Here is a 25,176-nt window from a genome sequence, read left to right as displayed (position 1 = left end):
GGGGGTCCGGGGCCGGAGCGGGGTCCCGGCCCCCCTGCCCCGGACCGTTCTACTCCTTGCGGTCCTTGGGCTCCTCGTGCTCCCTGGGGGCACGCAGCAGCGCGCCGATGTGCGCGGCCGCGGTCGACAGATGCCGGCGGGCCTCGCCGAGCTGCTCCCGCGTCACGCCGTGGTCGCGTGCCGCATCCCGTACGTCATCCCGGAAGCGGTCGAGCAGCCTTTCGAGATCACGCGCCGGATCGGCCGAATCCATGGCGTCCACCGTGTCCTTCGCCCAGTCGGGGTCGACCTCGGCCGGATCCGGCTGCACATACGGCGGCCATGCCGTGCCTCTCGCCAGACCGCCGAGCCGGCCCGCCAGCTCCGACAGGCCCTCGCGCACCCCGGTGGGCCAGTCGCCGCGCGCGAAGTGGTCCTGGACCTGGTCCTGCACCTGCTTGGCGATGCGCTGCATCTCGGCGCGGGCACTCTCGTGCGCCTCCTGCGCCTGCCGGCGCGCCTGCTTGGCATCCTCCCGCGCCCGGCGCGACTCGTCCTTCGCGCGCTGCGCCTGCTCCTTCCACTCCTGCTTGGCGCGGCGCAGCTCGTCCTTCGCCGCCCGCCAGGACTCCTTGTCCATGAACTCGCCGAAGTCGCCGAAGTCCTTGAAATCGCCGGGACCCCTGGCGCCTTGGGAGCCCCCGGCGCCGGGGGACTGCCTGCGGGTCTCGCTCGCCGCGGCACGCATCTCGCTGCGCAGCTTGCCCGCGGCACCGCGCACGTCGTCGCGGATCTCCGCGGCGAGTTCGGAGACGGACTCGCGGATCTCCAGCTCCAGATCGGCCAGTTCACCGCTGCGCCCGGCGAGCTCGGCACGGCCCGCGTCGGTGATCGAGTACACCTTGCGACCGCCCTCGGTGGCGTGCGTGACCAGGCCCTCGGCCTCCAGTTTGGCCAGCCGCGGGTAGACGGTGCCCGCGCTCGGCGCGTACAGGCCGTGGAAACGCTCCTCCAGGAGGCGGATCACCTCGTATCCGTGGCGCGGCGCCTCGTCCAGCAGCTTCAACAGGTAGAGCCGCAGGCGGCCATGGGCGAATACGGGGGGCATGTCAGAGAACCTTCCCGGTCGGGGCGTCGGCGTACGCCTCGTCCTCCTCGGCCGGTGGTCTGCGCAGCAGCGCGATCGAGCCGGAGACGGTGGTGGCCTTGAGCCTGCCCGTGCCCGCACCGAGGGTCCCGGTGATCTGCTTGGTGCCCCACTGGCCGTTGACGCGCAGGTCGTCGAAGGCGTTGGACACGGCGCCGCTCGCGGTATTGGCCTCGACCCGGGCGTCGGCGGGGTGGGGCAGCCGGATGGCGACCTCGCCCGAGACGGTGGTCAGCGTGATGTCGGTCGGCCCGCCGGCGGCGTCGACGTCGATGACCATGTCCCCGCTGACGGAGTCCGCCCGCACGGAGCGGCCCGAGCCGGCGATGACGGTGAGGTCGCCGGAGACGGAGTTGTAGCGCAGGTCGCCGCTGAGCGACTGCGCCTCCAGATTGCCGGAGACGGTGTCGGCGCGGACGGCGCCGGACAGCCCGACGAGGGTGGTGTCCCCGGTGACCCCGCGGATGACGGCGGGGCCCTGGATGCCGGAGACCACGGCGTTCGCCCCGACGACACCCACCTCGACGGTGGCCTCGGCGGGCACGGCGAGGGAGACGACCGCGCTGCGGTGCCAGCCCTTGCGGTCGAGCCACTTGAGGAAGCCCTTCCAGGGCAGGTCCTGGTAGGCGACGGTGAGGGTGGAGCCGTTCCTGGTGACGAGGAGCGGTGGGCCCTCGACCTCGGACACCTCCAGGCGGGTGGAACCTTCGTCGGTGCCGACGACGTTGACCGTTCCGTTGACGATGCGGACGTTGAGCGTCGTGACCGGGGCGTCGAAGGTGAGCTTCCGGGACTCGGCGACATCCCATGTCGTTTCTGCCATGGTGGTGACCTCCAGGGCCGGCCGCGACGCAACATATCGCGTCTCCTGGATGGACACGATATATCGCGGTTTTGGGTTGTCAAGGGCCGGAGCCGCGTCGGGCGGCGGAGGGCGGTGGAGCGCTGCTGCCTGGGGGCTGGGGAATGGGGCCGGCAGGGAGCCGCGTCGGGTGGCCGGACGGGTCCGGGCGTGATACGCGCTCTCGTGGTGCGGGACGCCACAGTCACGGTGTGGGCGCGGTGGCCCGTCAGCACGGGGTGTCAGCGTGGCCGGGGGCGCCAAGGCCGGTCATCGGCGGGCGGCTGCGGCGCGGCACCCCGGCGTCGCCCGCACTCCGGGTGTGGGCGACGCATGCGGCCCTACGCCCCCGAAAGTCAGCGGCGCATCCGAGGTGCGGCTCGGTATCCGCGGCGCTCTTGGGGCCCCACCGCCAGGGACTGGGCCGGACGGCCCCCGGCATCGGCGGCGCAGTATCCGGGGGCGCCGCTATCCGGATATGCCCCGGGCCCCCGCGTCAGGGGCACGTGCGGGCGGCGGCGCCCGTCACACGTCGTCATCCTCGTCGTCCAGGCGGGCCAGCCACGTCGCGAGGCGTTCGACCGGGACCTCGAAGTCCGGGTTGAGGTCCACGAACGTGCGCAGCTGCTCTGCCAGCCACTCGAACGTGACCTCCTCCTCGCCGCGCCGCTTCTCCAGTTCCTCGATGCCGCGGTCGGTGAAATACAAGGGAGCACTCCGATGGGATCTGTGAAATGTGCTCTACCAGGATAGGAGCAGAGGCCCGCCGCCGAGCGCCGGTGCCCTGGCTGCCGGAGGGGCGGGCGTGGCACCGGACCGCCGCGGCGCCGGCCTGACGAAGCGCCTGCCGTGCTGTCCGGCTCTGCGGGGAAGCCGACAGCGGCGCGCAACGCTCCTTGCTGCCGGCCGAGGCGCTGCTCGTGCGCAGCACGCTGACGGCAGCGTGGAGAACGCCATCGAAGGCGTCCAGCTGGTGTCAGGGCTGCTGGATGAGCGCACCGTCCCTTTCGCGGACCGGGAGGCGGCCTGGCGGTTGCTGGACCTGGTGCGCGGTCGGTACGACCTCGGCGCGGTTCTCCGCCCGGACACAGAGGGGCCCGGCCCCGCGAACTGATCGCGGGGCCGGGCTGGGTACTACGTCATGCGGAGGCGCAGCCGCCTCACGCGTCGAACACCTCGCTGACCAGCTGCTCCTGCTCCTGCTCGTGGCGCTTCTTCGAGCCCACGGCCGGGGAGGAGCCGTGCGGACGCGAGATGCGCCGCAGGCGCTCGCCGTGCGGGATGTCCGCGCCGACCGCCAGGTCCAGGTGGTCGATCAGGTTGAGCGCGATGAACGGCCAGGCACCCTGGTTCGCCGGCTCCTCCTGCGTCCACAGGTACTTCTCGGCGTTCGGGAACTTCGCGATCTCGGCCTGGAGCTCCGCACCCGGCAGCGGGTACAGGCGCTCCAGGCGGATGATCGCCGTGTCCGTGACGCCGCGCTTCCTGCGCTCGGCGTCGAGGTCGTAGTAGACCTTGCCGGCGCAGAAGACGACCTTGCGAACGGCCGCCGGGTCGACCGACTCGTCGCCGATCACCGGGCGGAAGCCGCCGGTGGTGAACTCCTCCACCTTCGACGCCGCCGCCTTCAGACGCAGCATCGACTTCGGGGTGAAGACGATGAGCGGCTTGTGGTGCGGGTTGTGGACCTGCCAGCGCAGCAGGTGGAAGTAGTTCGACGGCAGGGTCGGCATCGCGACCGTCATGTTGTCCTGCGCGCACATCTGCAGGAAGCGCTCGGGGCGCGCGGAGCTGTGGTCCGGGCCCTGGCCCTCGTAGCCGTGCGGCAGCAGCAGGGTGACGCCGGAGTGCTGGCCCCACTTCTGCTCGGCCGAGGAGATGAACTCGTCGACGACGGTCTGCGCGCCGTTGACGAAGTCACCGAACTGCGCCTCCCACATGACCAGCGCGTCCGGGCGGGCCAGCGAGTAGCCGTACTCGAAGCCCATCGCCGCGTACTCGCTGAGCAGCGAGTCGTAGACGTTGTAACGGGCCTGGTCCTCGGTCAGGTAGAGCAGCGGGGTGTAGTCCTCGCCGGTCTGCTGGTCCACCAGCACCGCGTGGCGCTGGCCGAATGTACCGCGGCGGGTGTCCTGGCCGGACAGCCGGACCGGGACGCCCTCCATCAGCAGCGAGCCGATGGCCAGCGTCTCGCCCATGCCCCAGTCGATCGTGCCGTCCTCGACGGAGGCCGCGCGGCGCTGCATCTGCGGCATCAGGCGCGGGTGCACCGTGATGTGGTCGGGGATGTTGACCTGGGACTCGGCGATCCGCTTGACGACCTCCTGGGAGACCGCCGTGCTCACCGCGACCGGGAACTCGGCCTGCACGGCCGGGACATGCTCCGGCACCGGGTGGCTGGTGGCCTCGCGGACCTCCGCGAACACCTTCTCCAGCTGGCCCTGGAAGTCCTGGAGCGCCTGCTCGGCCTCTTCCAGCGTGATGTCGCCGCGACCGATCAGCGACTCGGTGTACAGCTTGCGCACCGAGCGCTTCTTGTCGATCAGGTTGTACATCTGCGGGTTGGTGAACTGCGGGTTGTCGCCCTCGTTGTGACCGCGGCGGCGGTAGCAGATGAGGTCGATCACGACGTCCTTGTTGAACGCCTGGCGGAACTCGAAGGCGAGCCGCGCGACGCGGACCACGGCCTCCGGGTCGTCGCCGTTCACGTGGAAGATCGGCGCCTCGATCATGCGGGCAACGTCGGTCGCGTACATCGACGAACGCGACGACTCCGGGGCGGCGGTGAAGCCGACCTGGTTGTTGATGACGATGTGGACCGTGCCGCCGGTGCGGTAACCCCGCAGCTGCGACATGTTCAGCGTCTCGGCGACGACACCCTGGCCGGCGAAGGCCGCGTCACCGTGCAGGGCGACCGGCAGGACGGTGAAGTCCGTGCCGCCCTTGTTGATGACGTCCTGCTTGGCGCGGGAGACACCCTCGAGGACCGGGTCGACGGCCTCCAGGTGGGAGGGGTTGGCGACCAGCGAGACCTTGATCTGCTCGCCGTCGAGGCCGGTGAACGTGCCCTCGGCGCCCAGGTGGTACTTCACGTCGCCGGAGCCGTGCATCGACTTCGGGTCGAGGTTGCCCTCGAACTCGCGGAAGATCTGCGCGTACGACTTGCCGACGATGTTCGCCAGCACGTTCAGGCGGCCGCGGTGGGCCATGCCGATGACGACCTCGTCCAGGCGCGACTCGGCGGCCGAGTCGATGACCGCGTCGAGCAGCGGGATGACGGACTCGCCGCCCTCCAGGGAGAACCGCTTCTGACCGACGTACTTGGTCTGGAGGAAGGTCTCGAAGGCCTCCGCCGCGTTCAGCCGGCGCAGGATGCGCAGCTGCTCCTCGCGCTCCGGCTTGTGGTGCGGGCGCTCCACCCGGTCCTGCAGCCACTTGCGCTGCTTCGGGTCCTGGATGTGCATGAATTCGATGCCGGTGGTGCGGCAGTACGACTCGCGCAGCACGCCAAGGATGTCGCGCAGCTTCATCATCGACTTGCCGGCGAAGCCGCCGACGGCGAACTCGCGCTCCAGGTCCCACAGGGTGAGGCCGTGCTCGGTGATGTCCAGGTCGGGGTGCTTGCGCTGGCGGTACTCCAGCGGGTCGGTGTCGGCCATGACATGGCCGCGGACCCGGTAGGAGTGGATCAGTTCGAAGACGCGCGCGGCCTTGGTGACGTCGTCGTCGTGGGAGGCGTCGATGTCCTTGAGCCAGCGGACCGGCTCGTAGGGGATGCGCAGCGACTCGAAGATCTCGTCGTAGAAGCCCTCCTCGCCGAGGAGGAAGTTGGCGACGATCCGCAGGAACTCGCCCGACGCGGCGCCCTGGATGACGCGGTGGTCGTACGTGCTCGTGAGGGTCATCACCTTGGAGATGCCCAGCTTGTTCAGGGTGTCCTGCGACGTGCCCTGGAACTCGGCCGGGTAGTCCATGGAGCCGACGCCCATGATGACCGACTGTCCGGGCATCAGACGCGGCACGGAGTGGACGGTGCCGAGGCCGCCGGGGTTGGTCAGCGAGACGGTGACGCCGGTGAAGTCGTCCATCGTCAGCTTGTTGTTGCGGGCGCGGCGGACGATGTCCTCGTAGGCCTGCCAGAACTCGAAGAAGTTCAGCGTCTCGGCCTTCTTGATGCCGGCGACGACGAGCTGGCGGTCGCCGTTGGGCTTCACCAGGTCGATGGCCAGACCGAAGTTGACGTGGTCCGGCTTGACCAGGGTCGGCTTGCCGTCCTTCTCCGCGTAGCTCCAGTTCATCGACGGCATGGCCTTGATGGCCTGCACCATCGCGTAGCCGATGAGGTGGGTGAAGGAGATCTTCCCACCCCGGGCCCGCTTGAGGTGGTTGTTGATGACGATGCGGTTGTCGAACAGCAGCTTCACCGGGACGGCGCGCACGGACGTGGCCGTGGGCACCTCCAGCGAGGCGTTCATGTTCTTCGCGACCGCGGCGGCCGGGCCGCGCAGCGTGAGGTGCTCGGGCCCGGTGGAGGCCTCGGTCTCCGGCGTGGCGGCCTTGGCGGCTGCGGCGGGCTTCGCCGGGGCCGCCTTCGGTGCCGGTGCCGGTGCCGGTGCCGCGGGCTGGGCCGCAGCGGCCGGGGCGGCCTGCGCGGGAGCGGCGGGCTGGGCAGCGGGCTTCGCCGGGGCGGCGGAGGCGGCCTGTGCGGGTGCCGCCTCCTGCGCGGCCGGCGCGCTCGGGGTCGTGGTGGTGGCCGCGGCGGCAGCCGCCGACTTGTCCTTGTCCGCCGCGCCGGCAGTGCCCGGCTTGTAGTCGGCGAAGAAGTCCCACCAGGCGCGATCGACCGAATTCGGGTCCTGGAGGTACTGCTGGTAGATCTCGTCGACGAGCCACTCATTGGCTCCGAACGCGGCGGCAGGATTCTGGCCCTGCTTGCCTTGGTCGGTCGAGATGCTCGAGTTACTGGGGGACTGAGACGACACGGCGAGAACCGCCCTCTTCCGCTTCACAAGGTGATGGACAGCGGAAATAAAGGCTACGCCTCCCTGGCCGGGAGGTGCAGGCCGGGCGGGTCATCGTCGCGCAAGTCACACCGAAAGGCGGGTTTCGGGGTTGTGAATGGCGGGAAACAAGCGAAGTTTCGCTTCTGTGAGGGTAGGCCCCATCACGGCTGCAGCCCTGTGGCCTGCAGTCTTTCGCTGGTCCCGAACGAGTCCTGCCCGCATACACCCAGAACAAGCCCCTCCGGTTCGAACCCTACGTCAACCTCGCGGTGACCGGACCCCCGGCAGAGTGACGCGAATCCGGCAGCCGCGCGCGGATTCGGCCACTCCGATGTGGCCGCCGTGCAGATCCACCGCCCAGCGTGCGATCGCCAGCCCCAGCCCCGTACCGCCGTCGCTGCCCGGACCGTGCGGTGCGGCGACCTGGCCCCGGTTGAACCGCTCGAAGACCCGGTGACGCTCCTGCTCCGGGATGCCGGGCCCCTCGTCGACCACTTCCAGGTCCAGCGACTCCCGGCCCTGGCCGCGCCTGGCCCGTACCGTCACGCGGCCGTGCGGCGGCGAGTGCTTCACCGCGTTGTCGATGAGGTTCGCCACCACCTGGTGCAGCCGCTCGGCGTCCGCGTGCGCGGTCAGCTCCGGCGGAGAGACGTCCAGGTGCAGGTGGACGTCGGTACGGGTGTGGTGGCCGGAGCCGGAGGCGAGGCCCCGCTGGGAGGATGCGAGATTCGCCTCCTTCAGCACACCGGACAGATAGGGCCACACCTCGAAGCGGCGGGCCTTCAGCGGCAGCACACCGTTGTCGAGCCGGGACAGGTCCAGCAGCGTCTCCACGAGCCGGCTGAGGCGCTCGGTCTGCTTCAGCGCCGTGCGCATCGTCTCGGGATCGGCGGCGGAGACCCCGTCGACCACGTTCTCCAGCACGGCGCGCAGCGCGGCGATCGGGGTGCGCAGCTCGTGCGAGACATTGGCGACCAGCTCCTTGCGGTGCCGGTCCACCGCCTCCAGGTCGTCGGCCATGCGGTTGATCGTTGAGGCCAGGTCGCCCAGCTCGTCGCGGCGGTCGGCGCCGCGTACCCGGCGCGTGTAGTCCCCGTGCGATATCCCCTTGGCGACCGTGTTCATCTCGTCCAGCGGCGCGGTCAGGCCGTGCGCCACGAACTGCGTGATCAGCAGGGTGGCGATGATCGTGAAGACGGTGATGAAGCGGATCTCGGTCTTGCTGTGGAAGGCCATCAGCAGCAGACCGGTCGTGATGAAGACCGAGACGACGACGAGCGTGCTGAGCTTGGTCTTGATCGAGATCGCGATGGAGGCGGCACCCAGCCGCCCGCGCACTCGGCCGCGGGGGCGCGGGGTCATGGCGCCGGCGTCTCCAGCGCGTACCCGACGCCATGGACCGTGCGGATCCGCTCGGCGCCGATCTTCCGGCGCAGCGCCTTGATGTGGCTGTCGACGGTACGGGTGCCGGATGCGTCCGCCCAGTCCCACACCTCGGCCAGCAGCTGCTCACGCGAGAGCACCGCACGCGGGGTGTTCGCCAGGCACACCAGCAGATCGAACTCGGTGGGGGTGAGATGCACGTCCTCGGCCCGCACCCGCACCCGGCGCTGCGCGTGGTCGATCTCCAGCTCGCCGAGGCGGAGGATGCCGCTGCGCGGCGTGACCGCGGCGAGCGCCGCGCGCTCCACGCGACGCAGCAGTACGTGCACCCGGGCGGCCAGCTCGCGCATCGAGAAAGGCTTCGTCATGTAGTCGTCCGCGCCGACGCCGAGACCGACCAGCATGTCCGTCTCGTCGTCACGGGCGGTGAGCATGAGCACCGGCACCGGACGCTGCGCCTGGACCCGGCGGCAGACCTCCAGGCCGTCGAAGCCCGGCAGCATCACGTCCAGGACCATCAGATCGGGCTGCCACGCCTCGGCGGCGTCCACGGCCGCGGGGCCGTCGAGGGCCGTCTGGACCAGGAAGCCCTCGGCCCGCAGCCGGGCGGCGATGGCGTCCACGATCGTGGCGTCGTCCTCGACGACCAGCACCCGGCGCTGGGCCCCGGGAGTGGCCGCGACCCCGTTGTGCGTGGTGTGTGTCTGCTCCATCGCCCCGCCCCTGTACCTGTTTCACCGCTAGCTGCACGGAATCCGGATCGAGGTTGATCCCGTGTGTGTCCCAGCAGCGTAAGGGCATCGAAGGGGTCCCGGCTACGCAGGGCGAACAGCGAGGTGGACCACGTCGGGTACTCCTCGGGCAAGGCGGATCTCTTCGGTTCTTACCCCGGTGAATCCGGCATTCCGCAACTCGTCCTCGAATGCGGCGGAAGGCTGTGCGGACCACACGGCGAGTACGCCCCCGGGCCTCAACGCCCCCTGACAGGCGGCAAGTCCGGCAGGAGAGTACAGCTCGCCGTTGTCCTCGGTGACCGTCCAGTCGGGCCCGTTGTCGATGTCCAGACACAGTGCGTCGTACTGGTCGTCCGTGGTCCGCAGATATGCCACAAGGTCCGTGTGAAGGATCACGCAGCGTGGATCGGCGAGGGCCTCACCGGAGATCGCCGCGAGCGGCCCCGACCGGTGCCAGTCGATGATCGCCTGCTCGCGCTCGACGACCGCGATCCGCCGCCAGGCCGTGTTCGCGGCGGCGTGGGCGAGGGAGAAACCGACCCCGAGACCGCCGATGAGGACACTGGGCGCGACGTAGCCGGTGGTCACGGCGTCGTACGCGGCGTCGATCAGCAGTCGCTCGGAACGCCCGTCGGAGGTGTCCATCAGGAAGCACCCGTTGGCGATGATCTCGTGCACCGCCGCGTCCCCTTCGCCGCGTCTGCGCAGCACGACCTCCCCGTAGGGCCCCTCGCGCCGGTCCAGGGTGACGGTGGCGTCGCTGACGGGGAACGGCATCGGGGTGACCTCCGGGCGGCGGGCGGGTGACGACAGGGATCGGTGCCATTTTGTCGGGCCGCAGTGGGCGGGACAAACCTGTTCCTGGCCGCCCGGGGGCGGTGCCCCCGGGCCGGGAGCACCGCCCGTTACGCCGGGCCCCGGGCCCCGGCCGCGCAGGCGGGAGGCACCGATTTGCGGCCTGCCCGGGTGGCGGGACCGCGTCCGAGGCGGCTACCCGGCCGCGGCCCCCGAGCGCACCTCTGGTGGGCCCGGGGCCCGGGGCCGCGGTCAGGCGGCTGTGCCTCCGGTGGGCCGGGGGCCGCGGCAGGCGTGGAAGGTGACGCCGAGCACGAAGGCGGCGAGGGCCGTCGCCCACGCGCCGGGCAGGTCTCCGGACTGCATCGGCCAGGCCCAGATCTGCGCCGCACCGCCGTGCGTCCTGGGCGCGCCCAGATAGACCGCGCTGAGGTAGGCGAACGCGGGCAGCCAGCTCAGGCGCGCGCCGATCACGGCGGCCGCGGCCGCCGTGATCCCGACGGCGCCCAGGGTGTTGCGGACCATGGCCGGAGGGCCGAACGTACCGTCGTCGTCGGCGACGACCGCGACCGCGAGCAGCGCCGAGGCGAAGGCCGCGAGACCGGCCGACTGGACGAGACGCCTCGGCCACCAGGGGCGGACCGCGGCACGCTCCAGCTCCTCCATCGGCGAGTGCAGGCCCGTGCCGATCAACGCGGCGGCCATCAGCGGGGCGAGCGCGACCACCGGGACGAGACGTCGGGAATCGAGATGGGCGTCCAGCCCGTACGCCGCCCAGGCCGCCAGCACGGTGACGGCCGCCAGCGAGGTGACGGTGAGGGGGACGGCGCGCGAGCGCGCGAGCAGCAGCGGACCGGCCAGGCGGGAGAAGGGGGCGGTCACAGGGCCGGCACCTCCTTCGGGTCGCAGCTGTGGACGGTGGCGAAGTAGCGGGACAGCCATTCGCGGCGCTCGTCGTCGGGCATGGCGGCCAAGCGGGCCCGGACCGCCCGGTCCGCCTCGACATGGGCGATCGCGGCCTCGTCGCCCGCCTCACCGGCCAACTCCAAGGTGTCCCGCTCGCTGGCCTGCCGCACGGGAACCGGGGCCAACCAGTCGGTGACCGCCATGTCGACCCGGCGGGCCCGCTCGTCCTCGGCGCGCGCGTCGCAGGCGTCGTGGCTGCCCATGATCGCCGCAGCCCCCTCCCATGCGTACTGCTCGGGGTCGGTCAGTTCGCCGCGTACGACGATCCAGCCAAGCGGGGTCAGCATGGGCAGTTGAGCCTCGTCCGGCCCGGGCTCCCCGACCAGGTCCTCGAAGCGCGCGGGAAGGTTGTCGACCCCGTCGAGGCGCTCCTGGAGCGGAGCCAGGGCGTTCCTGACCTCGGGGAGCAGACCGGGACGGAGTGCGTTGACGCAGATATGCGGCCGTACCGACGTGTCGCACACCTGGCGCTGCGCGAGGGGGTGGGGGCGCCACATGCCGTCACCGGTCTGCGCGACGACGACCCCCGCGACGGCCGCGGCGGCGAGCGGCAGCAGTGCGGTGGACCGGCGGCGGGCCGCGTACGCGAGCACCGCGGCGGCCGCCAGGCCGCCCGTCCAGGTGATCGCGGCGACGGGCTGCCACCACACGGGAATCATGTCGCCCATCGCCTCCGCGGACGCCGGGCTGAGGTGGCGCGCCCGGCTCGTCCCGTAGGACGGGATGCCGAAGAGGAGGTAGCAGCACACGGCGAGCGCCGGTGCCGCCGCCCGCCACGCCACCAGCCGCCCCACGACGTGCCCCAGCAGTGTCATGGCCGCCAGGAAGGCGGCGTCCACGAGCATCGGGGCGAGCAGCGGACGACCGGCGGACGTGTACGGCCAGGTGGCGGCCAGCGTCCCCGCCGCCACGACGCCGTAGCCCACCACGATCCACCCCGCCGTGGGCAGCGAGGCCGTCAGGAACTGGGCAAGCGGGGCGCGCGCGGCCGATGCGCGTAGCTCGTCCGTGCGCCGCCGCCGCTCCCTGCCGCCCTGCCAGCAGCCGGCGGCGGCCGCGAGAGGACCGCCGAGCAGCGCGGCCACGGTGTTCAGCATCATCTGCGTCTCACCCCAACTGCCCTGCCACCGCGGTGCCTTTCCGGCGAGCGCGATCCCGAGCGTGACGGCGACGGCGACGCCCGCCCAAGGCGCGGAGCCGCGCCGCAGCTCGCTGCGGAGCGGATGCGGCGCGGGGCGCGCCGCCGCGATCGGGGCCGCGGGTGTGGCTACGGGTGCGGGTGCGTTGGCGGTCATCGGCGTGCCGCCACGCGGTCTGCGCGGTGGTCGCGGAGGGCTGTCGTGTAGCCGCGTTCGATGGGGTTCGTCCCGTACTCGTCCGCGGCGGAGCCCTTGCCGAGGGCGATCAGTTCCCCGGTGGTGCCGCGGAAGGCGAGCCGGCCGGACTCGATCAGGGTCACCTCCGAGCAGGCGGCCGCCACGTCCTCCACCAGGTGGGTGGAGACGATCACGGTGGCCAGGGTGCCGAGTTCCCGGAGCAGTGCCCGGAACTCGACACGCTGCTCCGGATCGAGACCGGCGGTCGGTTCGTCGAGCAGCAGCAGCTCCGGCTCGTTCACGATCGCCTGCGCGATCCCTACGCGGCGCAGCATGCCGCCCGACAGCGTCCTGACCTTGGCGTCGATGCGGTCGCCGAGGCCGACCCGGTCCACCGCGCGTTCCACCGCGCCCGGGACGGCGCCGGCGTCCATCTCCTTCAGCCACGCCACATAGGCCACGAACTCGCGCACCGTCAAGCCCGGGTAGTAGCCGAACTCCTGTGGCAGATACCCCAGTCTGCGCCGGACCTCCGCGCGCGTCCGGTGCACCGCCACATCGCGGCCCAGCAGTTCCACGCGCCCGCCGGAGGGGGCGGCGACGGTCGCCAGGACACGGATCAGCGAGGTCTTGCCCGCGCCGTTCGGGCCCAGCAGTCCGTGCACGCCGGCCCCGAACGACACGTCGACGGCATCCAGCGCGACGGTTCTGCGGTGCCGGACCGTCAGGCCCGTCACCTCTGCCCTGCTTGCGGTGCTCACATCTTCTCCAGGTGGTCGAACGAGGAACGGCGCAGCGAGAGAAGCGCCACGCAGAGCACGGCCGCGCCGCCCCAGGCGCTCTGCGTGGCGGGTCCGCCGACGACGTGGGCGAGGCGGTCGGCGATCTCCGGCGGCATCGCCGCCAGGACGGGAGCGACGACGACGGCCAGCCAGCCGACCCCCAGAGCCGCGGCGGCCGTGCGGCAGCCCACGTACGAGCCGAGCGCCAGTGCCGCGAGGGTCAGCGCGAGGCCGGGCAGCAGCCACGCCGCCGCGCCGGGCCCTCCCGCACCGGGCGGCAGCAGGGCACCGACCGCGGTGAGCAGCGGGACGCCGGCCGCGAGCACGACGGCGGTGCGCGCCAGCAGCAGCCGGAGCCCGCCGGACGGCGTGGACAGGGCGATTTCGTACAGCGGGTCCGTGTGCCTGCCGTACGACAGCCCGACCCCGGCGAGCGGAACCAGCGGCGCGACGAGCAGCAGCATCGGCCGCGCGCCCTGGTAGCCGGCCCCGTACCCGAGCCCGAGCGCGCCCGCGCCGACGAGCAGCAGCGCGACGACCCAGGCGCGGTGCAGCCCCGGTCCCAGGGCCCGCAGGCGCAACCTGGAGGCCCAGGCCTGCCGGATCCGCCCGCCGGTCCGTGCCCGGGGGGTCCGCCCGGCGACGCACGGCTCCGTCCGCCCGCCGGTCCGTGCCCGAAGGATCCGCCCGGCGGCGTACGTCTGCCGGATCCGTCCGGTGGCGTACGGCTCCGTCCGCCTGCCCTGGCCGCGACGACGGGTTCGGCCGCGCCTCGGGACACGACCCAGCCGCGGACCCAGGCGGCCGCAATGACGGAAGTCTGCATGGGGCCATTTACACAGGACGGTTGGCGCGGGCGCCAGGCCCGGCGGCACGGTGGAGCGCCTTCCTCGGTGGGGCTGGGTGATCGCTCTCAGCGAACAGCCCACGGGGAACATTGTTGGGCTCATATGCATTGAGTCGGTACAGCTCAACTTGACTGCCTAAGGGGAGATCATGGCTGCCGATGTCACGGCTCACTCACCGCTCACGCTGCCCGTCCTGCCGCTCGACGACGAGGTCGTACTGCCCGGCATGGTCGTGCCGCTCGACCTGTCCGACACCGAAGTACGGGCCGCGGTGGAGGCCGCCCAGGCTGCCGCCCGTCCCTCCGGCAACAAGCCGAAGGTGCTGCTCGTTCCCCGCATCGACGGCACATACGCCGCGACCGGTGTGCTCGGCACGGTCGAGCAGGTGGGCCGGCTCTCCGACGGCGACCCCGGCGCACTCATCCGCGGCGTCGGCCGCGTCCGCATCGGCGCCGGCACCACCGGTCCCGGCGCGGCTCTCTGGGTCGAGGGCGCCATGGTGGAGGAGACCGTTCCCGACCCTTCCCCTGGGCCCCAGGGGGCCCGGGGAGGCCCCATGCCCGGCGCCGTCACGGAGCTGGTCAAGGAGTACAAGGCGCTGGCCACCGACTGGCTGAAGAGGCGCGGTGCCTGGCAGGTCGTCGACCGCGTGCAGCAGATCGAGGGCATCTCGCAACTCGCCGACAACTCCGGTTACTCGCCGTTCCTGACCACCGCTCAGAAGATCGAGCTCCTGGAGACCACGGACCCGGTGGCCCGGCTCAAGCTCGCCACGGAGCAGCTGCGCGACCACCTCGCCGAGCAGGACGTCGCCGAGTCCATCGCCAAGGACGTCCAGGAAGGCGTCGACAAGCAGCAGCGTGAGTTCCTGCTGCGCCGTCAGCTCGAAGCCGTGCGCAAGGAGCTGCGCGAGCTCAACGGCCAGGACGGCGACGACGAGTCCGACGACTACCGCGCCCGCGTCGAGGCGGCCGACCTGCCGGAGAAGGTCAGGGAAGCCGCGCTCAAGGAGGTCGAGAAGCTGGAGCGGGCCAGCGACCAGAGCCCCGAGGGCTCCTGGATCCGCACCTGGCTCGACACCGTCCTCGAACTGCCGTGGAACGAACGCACGGAGGACGCCTACGACATCCGGGGAGCCAAGGCGACCCTGGAGGCCGAGCACGCGGGCCTGCAGGACGTGAAGGAGCGGATCACCGAGTACCTGGCGGTGCGCAAGCGGCGCGCCGACCGGGGGCTGGGCGTGGTCGGCGGGCGGCGCGGGGGCGCGGTGCTCGCGCTCGTCGGCCCGCCCGGCGTCGGCAAGACCAGCCTCGGCGAGTCCGTGGCCCACGCGATGGGTCGCAAGTTCGTGCGCGTCGCGCTCGGCGGCGTACGGGACGAGGCGGAGATCCGCGGCCACCGGCGCACCTACGTCGGCGCGCTGCCCGGCCGCATCGTCCGCGCGATCAAGGAGGCCGGTTCCATGAACCCGGTCGTCCTGCTCGACGAGATCGACAAGGTCGGCTCCGACTTCCGCGGCGACCCGGCCGCGGCCCTGCTCGAAGTCCTCGACCCCGCGCAGAACCACACCTTCCGCGACCACTACCTGGAGGTCGAACTCGACCTCAGCGACGTCGTCTTCCTCGCCACCGCCAACGTGCTGGAGGCCATCCCGGAGGCGCTGCTCGACCGGATGGAGCTCGTCCGGCTCGACGGCTACACCGAGGACGAGAAGATCGTCATCGCCCGGGACCACCTCGTGCCGCGCCAGCTGGAGCGGGCGGGGCTCGCGGTCGGCGAGGTGACGCTGGACGACTCGGCGCTGCGCAAGCTGGCGGGGGAGTACACCCGCGAGGCGGGCGTACGGAACCTGGAGCGGTCCATCGCGCGGCTGCTGCGAAAGGTGGCGGCCCAGCAGGAACTGGGCGACCGGGAGGAGCTGCCGCTCACCATCACCGACGGTGAGCTGCGCGCGCTCATCGGACGGCCGCACCACGTTCCCGAGTCCGCCCAGGACCCGGCCGAGCGCCGCACCGCGGTGCCCGGCGTGGCCACCGGGCTGGCGGTGACCGGCGCGGGCGGCGACGTCCTGTTCGTCGAGGCCTCGCTCGCCGACCCGGAGACCGGTGCCGCCGGACTGACCCTGACCGGTCAGCTGGGTGACGTGATGAAGGAGTCCGCACAGATCGCGCTGAGCTTCCTGCGCTCGCACGGCGCCGAGCTGGAGCTGCCGGTCGCCGACCTCAAGGACCGGGGTGTGCACATCCACTTCCCGGCGGGCGCGGTGCCCAAGGACGGCCCCAGCGCGGGCGTCACGATGACCACGGCGCTCGCGTCGCTGCTCTCCGGACGCCTGGTGCGTACCGACGTGGCGATGACCGGTGAGGTGTCGTTGACCGGTCGGGTGCTGCCCGTCGGCGGCGTGAAGCAGAAGCTGCTGGCCGCGCACCGCGCGGGCATCACGACCGTCGTGATCCCCAAGCGGAACGAGGCCGATCTGGACGACGTGCCGGCCGAGATCCTCGACAGGCTGGAGGTCCACCCGGTCACGGACGTCCGCCAGGTGCTGGAGCTCGCGCTCTCCCCGGCGGAGGTGCCGGTGACGGCCGCGGCCTGACCGCACGGCGGGGCACGGACCCGGCGGAGGCGATCCACGTGATCCCCGCCGGGTCCGTCCCTGTCCCTGCCGGTCCGTACGGTGCGCGTGCCGCGTCGACAGCCCGCCGGGTGCGTGGCGGATCCGTGCGGCGCCCCTGCCGGGTGCGTGCCGGGCCCGTGCCGCGCCGACGGGCGGGCGCGTACCGGGCCCTGTCGTGTCCCCGCCGGGTGCGTGCCGGATCGGTGCGGCGTCCCCGCCGGGGTGCGCGCCGGGCCCGTGCCGTGTCCCTACCGGGTGCGTGCCGGGGTGCGCGCCGGGCCCGTGCCGTGTCCCTACCGGGTGCGTGCCGGGGTGCGCGCCGGGCCCGTGCCGTGTCCCCGCCGGGTGCGTGCCGGATCGGTGCGGCGTCCCCGCCGGGTGCGCGCCGGATCGGTGCGGCGTCCCCGCCGGGTGCGTGCCGGGCCCGTGCCGCGCCGACGGGCGGGCGCGTACCGGGCCCTGCCGTGTCCCTGCCATGTCGGCGTGTCCGGCACAATGGACGGATGACCGCCCTGCAAGCCGACTGCTCGAACTGCTTCGGGCTGTGCTGTGTCGCACTGCCCTTCTCCGCATCCGCCGACTTCGCCGTGGACAAGCCCGCCGGAAAGCCCTGTGGCAACCTTCGGACGGACTTCGGCTGCGGCATCCATGAGCGGCTGCGTACGAGCGGCTTCCAGGGCTGCACCGTCTACGACTGCTTCGGCGCCGGCCAGCACGTCTCCCAGGTCACTTACGGCGGTACGGACTGGCGGCAGGCACCGGACACCGCGCGGCAGATGTTCGCGGTGTTCCCCGTCGTCCGCCGGCTCCACGAGCTGCTCCGGTACGTGGAGGAGGCGCTGACGCTGCCGGCCGCGCGGGAGGTGCACCCGGCGCTGCGCCGGCAGCGGGAGACGGTCACCGAGCTGACCCGCCTCGACCCCGACGCGCTGCTGGAACTCGACGTCGCCGCGCACCGCCAGGACGTCAACGTACTGCTGCTGCGCGCCAGTGAGCTCGTCCGAGCGGGCGTGGGCAGGGGTGGGAAGAAGAAGGACCACAGGGGCGCGGACCTGATGGGCGCCCGGCTGCGCGGTGCGGATCTGCGCGGGGTGAGCCTGCGCGGCGCGTATCTCATCGCCGCCGACCTCACCGGTGCCGATCTGCGGCAGGCCGATCTGATCGGGGCCGATCTGAGGGACGCCGACCTCTCCGGTGCGAATCTGACCGGCAGCTTCTTCCTCACGCAGCCGCAGGTCAACGCGGCCCGCGGCGACGGCGCCACCCGGCTGCCGCAAGGGCTGACCCGCCCCGCGCACTGGTCGTGACGACCGGCACGGCGGGACGGGGCAGTCGAGGGTCGGGGGCTCAGCCGTTGGCGAGTGCCTGGAGGCGGTCGTAGGCGCCGTTGAACTTGTTGTGGTCGCCGACGATGGGCCCGGAAGAGGTGTACTGCCACATCGTGTAGTAGCTCCAGCCGGCCGGGAGCGTTCCGGGCGTGGTGTTGTAGCGGGCGATCCACAGCGGGTTGGTGGAGCCGAAGCCGCCGTAGTTGCCGGTGCACTGGGTCCACCAGCTGGTCGCCGTGTAGATGACCGCGTCCCGCCCGGTCCGGTACCTGTAGCGGTTCAGGAAGTCGCGGATCCAGGTGACCATCGCGGACCGCGACTTGCCGTAGCAGGCCGCGCCGTACGGATTCCACTCCACGTCCAGCGCGCCCGGCAGGGTCTTGCCGTCGCGGGACCAGCCCCCGCCGTTGTTGACGAAGTAGTCCGCCTGGACGGCGCCCGTGGTCGTGTCGGGGGTGGCGAAGTGGTACGAGCCCCTGATCATGCCGATGTTGTAGGAGCCGTTGTACTGCTGGGTGAAGTACGTGTTCTTGTAGTACGTGCCTTCCGTTGCCTTCACGTATGCCCACTTGACGCCGCTGTTCCACAGGGCGGCCCAGTCGACGTTGCCCTGGTGGCTGGAGACGTCGACGCCTTCCGTCTGGACGGCGCGGGTGTCGCCCGGGGTGCCGCCCCGACCGTCATGGGCGATCACGCCCATCCCCATGCGCGCGGAGCCGCGCTCGGGTTTGGGGTCGGCCATGGCGGAGCTCGGGACGGCCGGCAGGAGGGCGAGGAGTGCGAGGAGAGTGCCGGCCGCAGCGAGACGCCTGCGTCCGGTCGTTCCGGATCTGTGCACGGGCATGGCGTGCCTCCGAAGACCTCGGTGAGGGGGGTGAGGGGATCTGACGATGTGTCGACATGTCGTGGCGGAAAACTGCTTGGTGTGGACATGCCATGAATACGCTACGCACGTAGAACACCCCGTGGAAGGGGCCCGGGTTGCCGCCGTTGGTCTACGCCTGCGAAATACTTGCCGAGCTGCGGCGACGTGAGACGCCGGAAGAAAATTTCATCACCAGGAAAGCGCGCGAGGGGTGCTGACGTGCACGAAAGCGGTACGGCAAGTGAAGCCGACCCCAATGACAGAACTGGTGTGGACCAGGAATTCCTCACCCTGGAGCGGGAGTTGTCGGTCTTCCTGCGCCGCGCGAGGGCTTCGTCCGGGGAGATGGCACGCGAGGTCCACCCCGACCTGGAACCCGCCGCCTACGGCCTGCTCGTCCGCCTGGAGGAGACCGGACAGCAGCGCGCCACGGAACTCGCCGGTTACTTCGGAGTCGGAAAGGCGACCATGAGCCGGCAGTTGCGGGCCCTCGAGGAGCTGGGCCTCGTCACCCGCGAGCCCGACCCCGCCGACGGCCGAGCCTCCCTCGTGCGGCTCACGGACGAGGGAGTGGCGCGCTTCCGCCATGTGCGCGATGCCCGCCGCGACCGCTACCGGAACAAGCTGGCGGGCTGGGACCGGCGCGAGGTCGCCGAACTCGCCCGGCTGCTCCACCAGCTGAACGCGCGCGCGGAGGGCTGAAGAGATCTCGGAGGGCCGAGGGCCCCGAGCGCACCTCGCGCCTCACAACTCGGCGAAGACCGCCGTGGCGTCGTCGTGCAGCTTGAAGCGGATCGCGCCCGTACGCGGCTCCGCAGCCGACTCCAGCGCCCGCACCCGGTCGATCAGAGCCTGCGCCCCCTCCTTGCGCAGCAAGCCCACGCACGCGGCCCAGTCGCCCTCGGCGAACATGTCCACCCAGCGGGACGCGCCGTCGGTCAGTGCCGCCAACGCCCGCACCCCGACGCGCGGGATCCGGCCCGTCACCGCCCGCGCCGCCACTGCCGGGTCGGCCGCCGCCGTGAAGAACCCGCCCTCCGCATTGCGCAGCGCGTCGGCCGACGCGTGCGTACGCAGCGCCTCGCGGGGCAGCCGGTCGAGCCGGTCGTCCAGCACCGCGCGGACCGAGCCGTCGGCCGACTCCAGCAGCAGTGTCGAGTCGGAGAGCACCAGGTACTCCACCTCGCCCGACGGTTCGCCCCACCGCGCGAGGACCACCGTCGCCTGCGGCGTACGCACGTGAGAAAGGTCACAGGTGCCCCGGTGGGCGGCCGCCGTGCGGCGGATCGCCTCGGAGAGCACATCCGCCAAAGGGAGATCACACCGCGAACCGGACAGTTCGATCAGCGTGCCGCCGAGCCGGGCGGTGAACCATGGAACGCCGTGCACACATCCCGCGTCGCCCTGCGGCGGAGTCACGCCGTCCAGTACGACCAGCGTTCCGCCCTGGCCCGATGCGGGCAGAGCCACCGAGGCCCAGTCCTCGTTGAGACGTTCGGGCCTGCCCGGGGCAGTGGCGAGATCGAAGTGCATGACCTTCAGTCTGCATGACTCCTCCACCCACCCCGCACGATGTGTCCATCGGCCCGTACCGGCAGGTCAGACCGGTGGCTTCGACCCAAATGGACCGCTGTGCGAAGCTGCGGGCGCGCATCCTGCCAAAGGGTGCCCGCGAGGTCCAACCCACACGCCGGGCTTCGCGCGTTTCGGTGTTCGGGAGAGTTGTTCGCCAACTCAAGCATGTTGTTCACTCGTTCGGGTGGCGGAGCGGCCGATGCGCGCCTCCCTCCCAAAGGCACTGGAATGGTCGGAAGCCGTACCAGGGGTGGGGCTCTCGCGCGTGACCGGTCGTCATCTCTGCTTCATGGGTGGACGAGTCAAGCAAGATTGCGAGCACCGGTGCAGAAGAAGCGGCCTCGGGGCAAGGGCGGCAGGCCCACTGGAACGGCAGGCGAGCTCCAGGTCCCGGCCCCTGCGGCGTCACTGCCCCCACGGGAACAGGGCGAAACCCTCCCGTCCACGGAAGGGACCCCCGCGTTTCCCACGCAGAGCCCCGCGCCCGCGCAGGACACGGTGACCCCCACGGGGCGCCCCACCCGCGTACGCCGCAGGCTCGTCGCCGCGGTGGCGGTCGTCGGCCTGGTCGTCGTCGGCGCCGGAGCCCCCGGCGTCCTCGCGACCTCCGCGGAACTGACCGAGGCCCAACGCCTCGTCACCCTCGCCGAGCTCGACCGCCAGGCCGTCACCCTCGCCCACTCCCTCGCCGACGAACGCGACGAGGTCACCGCCTACGTCGCCGCCGGCCGCGACGCGTCGAAGGACGGCAGGGCGAAGGACGGCAGGGCGAAGGACGACGCGGCGAAAGACGGCGGGTCGCAGGACAAAGCGGCGGGCACCGACGAGGGGCCGAAGCTCTCCGCGAGCCTCCGCGCCCGCGTCGACCGGCAGATCGGCGAGATCGCCGCCGCCGTCCCCGACGACCACGCCGAACTGCGCCGCGAGCTCGCCTCCCTGCCCGCCGTGCGGCGCACCGCCCTCACCGGCGAGGGCACCCCCATGCAGGTCCACCGCGCCTACACCGCGGTCATCGACCGGCTCCAGGCCCTCGCCGACGAGCTCGCCGAGAAGACCCCGCCGCGCGCCGCCGAGGCCACCCGTGCGCCCGCCGCGCTCGGCCTCGCCGTGGAGCAGGCGTCCGCCGCCCGCGGACTGCTGCTCGCCGCGCTGTCCGTCCCGCAGCCCGAGCCCCGGCTGACCTACGACCCGGTCACCGGCCTGCCCGTAGAGACCCGGCCCGAGGACTCCGGCGCCGCCGCCCGGACCCGCAACGCGCTCAGCGCCGCCGCCCAGCAGGCCCGCGTCCGCGAACTCGCCGCGCTCGCCGAGTTCGACCGGGCCGCCGACAAGGACGCCCGCGACAAGCTGGCCGCCACCGTCACCGGCCCCGAGGTCACGACCGCCGAGAGCTATCTCGACCGCCTCACCGACCAGCCCAAGCTCTCCGACTCCGAGCGCGACACCGACCGCGCCAAGCTGGAGGCCGCGCTCACCGCCCGCATCGAGCAGATGCGCGGCGCCGAGACCGCGCTCGCCGCCGACCGTCTCGCCCGCATCGAGCAGCTCCGTGACGACGACGTCACGGCACTCGAGGTACGCATCGCGCTGCTCGGCGGACTGCTCGTCGTCACCATCGGTGTCCTCGCGGCCGTCTCGCGCACCCTCACCCGCCCGCTCGCCGTCCTGCGCATCGGCGCCGCCCGGGTCGCCGAGTCGCCCGACACCGAGGAGCCGGTCCGCTTCACCGGCCGCAACGACGAGTTCGCCCAGGTCGTACGGTCCCTCAATACCGTGCACGGCAGCCTGCGCGACCTCGCCGCACGCGTCCAGCGCCTCGACAGCGAGCGCGGCGACCTCATCGGCACGCGCGAGAGTCTGGCCGCCGAACTGGCCGAGGCCCGCACCGAGCTGGGCGAGCGCACCGCGGAGCTCACCACCGAGCTGGAACGCCTGCGCCACACCGTCCACCACACCTTCGTCAACCTCTCGCTGCGCACGCTCGGCCTCGTCGAACGCCAGTTGGGCGTCATCGAGAAGCTGGAGGAGCGCGAGCAGGACCCCGAGCGGCTCGCCACCCTCTTCAAGCTCGACCACATGGCCACCGTCATGCGCCGCCACAGCGAGAACCTGCTGGTCCTCGCGGGCGCCGAGCACGGCCAGGGCCATGTCGGGCCCGTACCGCTCGTCGACGTCCTGCGCGCCGCGGTGAGCGAGATCGAGCGCTACGACCGGGTCGTCATCCAGTCCCTGCCGCCGCACGCCCAGGTCGCCGGCTTCGCCGCAGACGACCTCAGCCACCTGGTCGCCGAACTGCTGGAGAACGCCACCTCCTTCTCGCCACCGGACGCCCAGGTCGAGATGTCCGGCTGGCTGCTGGAGAGCGGCGAGGTGATGCTGTCCGTCCAGGATGCGGGCATCGGCATGACCGAGGCGCGTATCGAGGAGGTCAACGCCCGGCTGCAGAACCCGGAGACGTACGAGACGGGGGCCGGCCCCGAGACCCAGGGCCTCGGCCTGCGGGTGGCCGCGCTGCTGGCCGCGCGTCACGGCGTACGGATCCAGCTGCGCGAGCACAAGCAGGGCGGGATCACGGCGGTGGTCGTCGTCCCGGCGGCGCTGCTGCCGGACGGTCCACCGGCCACCGCGTCCCAGCAGGCGCCGGTCTCCGGTGCGGGCCCCACGCTGAACCTGCCGGGCTCGGCGGCGGAGGCGAACTCCAACGCGCTCCCGGCGAGCTCCCGCCGCCCCTCGCCGCGGCCCGCCACGGCGCCCGGGGACCTGGTCGCGCCTGCGGCCCCGTCGTCCGAGGCCGACGCCGCTGACGCGGCCGTGGTGGCCGAAGCCGAATCGCCGGCCGCGCCGGACCTGTTCGCCGGTACCGACCCGGTGCAGCACGCGGCCCGCGCCCCCCACACGGACCCGGTCGCGCCCGTGGCCTCCTCGGCCGCCGCTGACGCGGACCTGCTGGCCGACACCGATCCGCCGGTCGACGTGGACCCGTTCGCCGGTACCGACCCGGCGGGTCACGGGGACCGCGACTCCCACGCGGACCCGGTCGCGCCCGTGGCCTCCTCGGCCGCCGCTGACGCGGACCTGCTGGCCGACACCGATCCGCCGGTCGACGTGGACCTGTTCGCCGGTACCGACCCGGCGGGTCACGGGGACCGCGACTCCCACGCGGACGCGGTGTCGTCCGCGGACCTGGTGGCGCCTGCGGCCTCGTCGGCCGAGGCCGAATCGCAGGCCCAGGCGGACCCGTTCGCCGCCGCCGACCCGGTGCAGCACGCGAACCGCGCGCCCCACACGGACCCGGTCGCGCCCGTGGCTTCGTCGGCCGGCCCCGCCGATGCTGCCCCGTCCGTCCAGGCGGACCTGTTCGCCGGTGCCGACCCGGCGGGTCACGCGGCCCGTGACCCCTACGCGGACGCGATGTCGTCCGCGGACCCGGTCGCGTCCGTAGCCCCGTCGGTGGACGCCGACGTCGGCCCCCTGGCCGAGCCCGAGCCGACAGACGCCGCCCACGGCGAACCCGCCCTCCCCGTCGACCCGTTCGTGGAGGCCGCCGAACGGGCCATCCGGGCCGCCGGAGTCGAACAGGACACGCAGGACACGCAGGACACGCAGGACACGCAGGACACGCAGGACACCCACGAGCGGACCGCCGCCAGCGGACCCCGGGCCGACGTCGTCGACCAGGAGACGTTCGCGATGCGGCTGCCCGAGCAGCCCTCCGGGAGCGACGCCCCGGCCGAAGGCGACGCCGCCTGGGACCGGGTCACCGACAAGGGCCTGCCCAAGCGAACTCCCATGGTCGTCGCGCCCACGACCGCGCCCGCGGAGCGCCCCAAGGGCGTCGACCCCGAGGTGCTGCGTCGTCGGCTCGGTGGGTTCCACCGCGGTGCGCAGGAAGGCCGCCGCGATGCCGAGGCCGAGATCGCGCAGAGCGAGCAGACCGTGCACGGCGAGCAGCACGCGCCGCATACCGACCACACCCGGACAACGGACCAGCAGGACACGGAGACAGAGGCGGGGGACACAGTCGAGGAGGCACGCAGTTGACTGCGACCGGCACATTCGGGCTGAGCAGCGAAGCCCGTAATCTGCAGTGGTTGTTGGGCAATCTCGTGGAGGAGGTGCCAGGAGTCCGCTCGGTCGCCGTCGTCTCGTCCGACGGGCTGCTGCTGCTCTCCTCCGACCCCGCACAGAACACCGCCCCGACCGAGTCCCCGCGCCGTGAGGGCCCCCGCGGCTCCAGCGCCGACCTCGCCACCATCGTCTCCGGCATCGGCAGCCTCACCGTCGGCGCCGCCGGGCTGATGGACGGCGGCGGGGTGAAACAGACCATGGTCGCGATGGACGAGGGCAGCGTCTTCGTGATGTCGATCAGCGACGGCTCCCTGCTGGGCGTGCACGCCACACCCGACTGCGACATGAGCGTCGTCGCGTACCACATGGCCCTGTTCGTCGGCCGCGCAGGACACGTACTCACCCCCGAAGTCCGCAGCGAGCTGCGCAAATCGATGGAGAGCACCCGATGACAGCCGCCGCCTCGTCCGCCACACTCCCCGTACGCGGCCAGGGGCGCAGGCCCGCCCGGGTCCGCCCGTACTCGCTCACCGGCGGCCGCACCCGCTTCGGCCATGTGCTGCTCGTCGAGACGTTCGTCGCCGCGCTGGAGGCCGCGCCCGAGCGGCGCGAGCTGCCCGGTGGTGACCTCTCCACTCGTGTCATGCCCGAACTGCGGGCGATCGTCGAGCTGTGCCGCCGTATGCGTACCGTCGCCGAGATATCGGCGCTGCTGAAGATGCCGCTGGGTGTCGTCCGGGTGCTGCTCAGTGACTTGGCCGATCAGGGAAAGATCCGTGTGTACGGGACCGGGCACGGCACCGGCCAGCCCGACCGCGCGCTGCTCGAAAGGGTGCTGAGTGGACTCCGCCGCCTCTGACACGCTCCTGGCACGCCCCCGCCTCCCGCAGGACGAGGAGGCGCAGGACGCCCCCGCAGCGGCCGCGGAC

At 72.3% G+C, this 25,176-nt stretch carries 20 protein-coding genes; 7 read left to right on the top strand and 13 right to left on the bottom strand.

Annotated features, from left to right (window positions below):
• Positions 1-49: 49 nt before the first annotated feature.
• The 3 genes from ACH5AF_RS12030 to ACH5AF_RS12020 all read right to left on the bottom strand — a co-directional run bounded on the left by ACH5AF_RS12030 (position 50) and on the right by ACH5AF_RS12020 (position 2,675).
• The gene (locus ACH5AF_RS12030) at positions 50-1,087 is read right to left on the bottom strand and encodes a helix-turn-helix transcriptional regulator (protein WP_398901445.1); all 1,038 of its coding nucleotides are present in this window, start codon (positions 1,085-1,087) and stop codon (positions 50-52) included.
• Position 1,088: 1 nt separating this feature from the next.
• A complete protein-coding gene (locus ACH5AF_RS12025; protein ID WP_398901444.1) occupies positions 1,089-1,949 on the bottom strand; it encodes a DUF4097 family beta strand repeat-containing protein in 861 nt (286 codons plus the stop codon).
• A gap of 543 nt (positions 1,950-2,492) precedes the next feature.
• Complete coding sequence (locus ACH5AF_RS12020) at positions 2,493-2,675, bottom strand: DUF6104 family protein (RefSeq protein ID WP_215025437.1); 183 nt, start codon at positions 2,673-2,675, stop codon at positions 2,493-2,495.
• A gap of 235 nt (positions 2,676-2,910) precedes the next feature.
• Here ACH5AF_RS12020 and ACH5AF_RS12015 point away from each other — a divergent pair, with 235 nt between their 5' ends.
• A complete protein-coding gene (locus ACH5AF_RS12015) occupies positions 2,911-3,081 on the top strand; it encodes a hypothetical protein (protein ID WP_398901443.1) in 171 nt (56 codons plus the stop codon).
• A 46-nt stretch (positions 3,082-3,127) separates the two neighbouring features.
• Here ACH5AF_RS12015 and ACH5AF_RS12010 read toward each other — a convergent pair whose 3' ends face one another.
• From ACH5AF_RS12010 to ACH5AF_RS11975, 8 genes are all read right to left on the bottom strand, one after another.
• On the bottom strand, positions 3,128-6,949 hold the full coding sequence (locus ACH5AF_RS12010) for a multifunctional oxoglutarate decarboxylase/oxoglutarate dehydrogenase thiamine pyrophosphate-binding subunit/dihydrolipoyllysine-residue succinyltransferase subunit (protein WP_398901442.1): 3,822 nt from the start codon (positions 6,947-6,949) through the stop codon (positions 3,128-3,130).
• Between the two features lie 279 nt (positions 6,950-7,228).
• A complete protein-coding gene (locus ACH5AF_RS12005) occupies positions 7,229-8,332 on the bottom strand; it encodes an ATP-binding protein (RefSeq protein WP_398901441.1) in 1,104 nt (367 codons plus the stop codon).
• The gene (locus ACH5AF_RS12000; RefSeq protein ID WP_147988102.1) at positions 8,329-9,066 is read right to left on the bottom strand and encodes a response regulator transcription factor; all 738 of its coding nucleotides are present in this window, start codon (positions 9,064-9,066) and stop codon (positions 8,329-8,331) included. Before ACH5AF_RS12000 ends, ACH5AF_RS12005 begins: the two co-directional genes overlap by 4 nt.
• 102 nt (positions 9,067-9,168) lie before the next feature.
• Positions 9,169-9,864 carry a spermidine synthase gene (locus ACH5AF_RS11995; protein WP_398901439.1) on the bottom strand — a complete coding sequence of 232 codons (696 nt, stop codon included), beginning with the start codon at positions 9,862-9,864 and terminating at the stop codon, positions 9,169-9,171.
• Positions 9,865-10,134: 270 nt separating this feature from the next.
• Positions 10,135-10,764, bottom strand: coding sequence for a hypothetical protein (locus tag ACH5AF_RS11990; RefSeq protein ID WP_398901438.1), 630 nt, complete (start codon positions 10,762-10,764; stop codon positions 10,135-10,137).
• The gene (locus tag ACH5AF_RS11985; protein WP_398901437.1) at positions 10,761-12,143 is read right to left on the bottom strand and encodes a hypothetical protein; all 1,383 of its coding nucleotides are present in this window, start codon (positions 12,141-12,143) and stop codon (positions 10,761-10,763) included. The genes ACH5AF_RS11990 and ACH5AF_RS11985 overlap by 4 nt, the downstream gene beginning before the upstream one ends.
• Positions 12,140-12,901: an ABC transporter ATP-binding protein gene (locus ACH5AF_RS11980; protein ID WP_398901477.1), complete on the bottom strand. Its 762-nt coding sequence runs from the start codon at positions 12,899-12,901 to the stop codon at positions 12,140-12,142. Before ACH5AF_RS11980 ends, ACH5AF_RS11985 begins: the two co-directional genes overlap by 4 nt.
• Before the next feature lie 20 nt (positions 12,902-12,921).
• A complete protein-coding gene (locus ACH5AF_RS11975) occupies positions 12,922-13,527 on the bottom strand; it encodes a hypothetical protein (protein WP_398901436.1) in 606 nt (201 codons plus the stop codon).
• A gap of 415 nt (positions 13,528-13,942) precedes the next feature.
• On the opposite strand from ACH5AF_RS11975, the gene lon reads away from it, so the two are divergent.
• Positions 13,943-16,390, top strand: coding sequence for an endopeptidase La (lon, locus tag ACH5AF_RS11970; protein WP_398901435.1), 2,448 nt, complete (start codon positions 13,943-13,945; stop codon positions 16,388-16,390).
• Positions 16,391-16,914: 524 nt separating this feature from the next.
• Complete coding sequence (locus ACH5AF_RS11965; protein ID WP_398901434.1) at positions 16,915-17,718, top strand: pentapeptide repeat-containing protein; 804 nt, start codon at positions 16,915-16,917, stop codon at positions 17,716-17,718.
• Between the two features lie 40 nt (positions 17,719-17,758).
• On the opposite strand, the gene ACH5AF_RS11960 is transcribed toward ACH5AF_RS11965, so the two are convergent.
• Positions 17,759-18,583 (bottom strand): lysozyme, encoded by an 825-nt coding sequence (locus ACH5AF_RS11960; protein ID WP_398901433.1) that lies wholly within the window; start codon positions 18,581-18,583, stop codon positions 17,759-17,761.
• Between the two features lie 240 nt (positions 18,584-18,823).
• Here ACH5AF_RS11960 and ACH5AF_RS11955 point away from each other — a divergent pair, with 240 nt between their 5' ends.
• Positions 18,824-19,306: a MarR family winged helix-turn-helix transcriptional regulator gene (locus ACH5AF_RS11955; RefSeq protein WP_398901432.1), complete on the top strand. Its 483-nt coding sequence runs from the start codon at positions 18,824-18,826 to the stop codon at positions 19,304-19,306.
• Positions 19,307-19,348: 42 nt separating this feature from the next.
• Here the strand turns inward: ACH5AF_RS11955 and ACH5AF_RS11950 are convergent, their stop codons facing one another.
• Complete coding sequence (locus ACH5AF_RS11950) at positions 19,349-20,137, bottom strand: hypothetical protein (RefSeq protein WP_398901431.1); 789 nt, start codon at positions 20,135-20,137, stop codon at positions 19,349-19,351.
• Positions 20,138-20,677: 540 nt separating this feature from the next.
• On the opposite strand from ACH5AF_RS11950, the gene ACH5AF_RS11945 reads away from it, so the two are divergent.
• The 3 genes from ACH5AF_RS11945 to ACH5AF_RS11935 are packed head-to-tail and all read left to right on the top strand — an operon-like array spanning position 20,678 to position 25,106.
• The gene (locus tag ACH5AF_RS11945) at positions 20,678-24,220 is read left to right on the top strand and encodes a nitrate- and nitrite sensing domain-containing protein (protein WP_398901430.1); all 3,543 of its coding nucleotides are present in this window, start codon (positions 20,678-20,680) and stop codon (positions 24,218-24,220) included.
• Positions 24,217-24,699 (top strand): roadblock/LC7 domain-containing protein, encoded by a 483-nt coding sequence (locus tag ACH5AF_RS11940; RefSeq protein WP_398901429.1) that lies wholly within the window; start codon positions 24,217-24,219, stop codon positions 24,697-24,699. Before ACH5AF_RS11945 ends, ACH5AF_RS11940 begins: the two co-directional genes overlap by 4 nt.
• Positions 24,696-25,106 (top strand): DUF742 domain-containing protein, encoded by a 411-nt coding sequence (locus tag ACH5AF_RS11935; protein ID WP_398901428.1) that lies wholly within the window; start codon positions 24,696-24,698, stop codon positions 25,104-25,106. The genes ACH5AF_RS11940 and ACH5AF_RS11935 overlap by 4 nt, the downstream gene beginning before the upstream one ends.
• The last annotated feature ends 70 nt before the right edge of the window (positions 25,107-25,176 follow it).

Origin of the sequence: Streptomyces sp. NPDC018833 (assembly GCF_044390825.1) — a bacterium.
GTDB lineage: Bacteria > Actinomycetota > Actinomycetes > Streptomycetales > Streptomycetaceae > Streptomyces.
The sequence above is the reverse complement of the archived record's forward strand: the minus strand, read 5'-3'. Positions and strand labels throughout refer to the sequence as shown.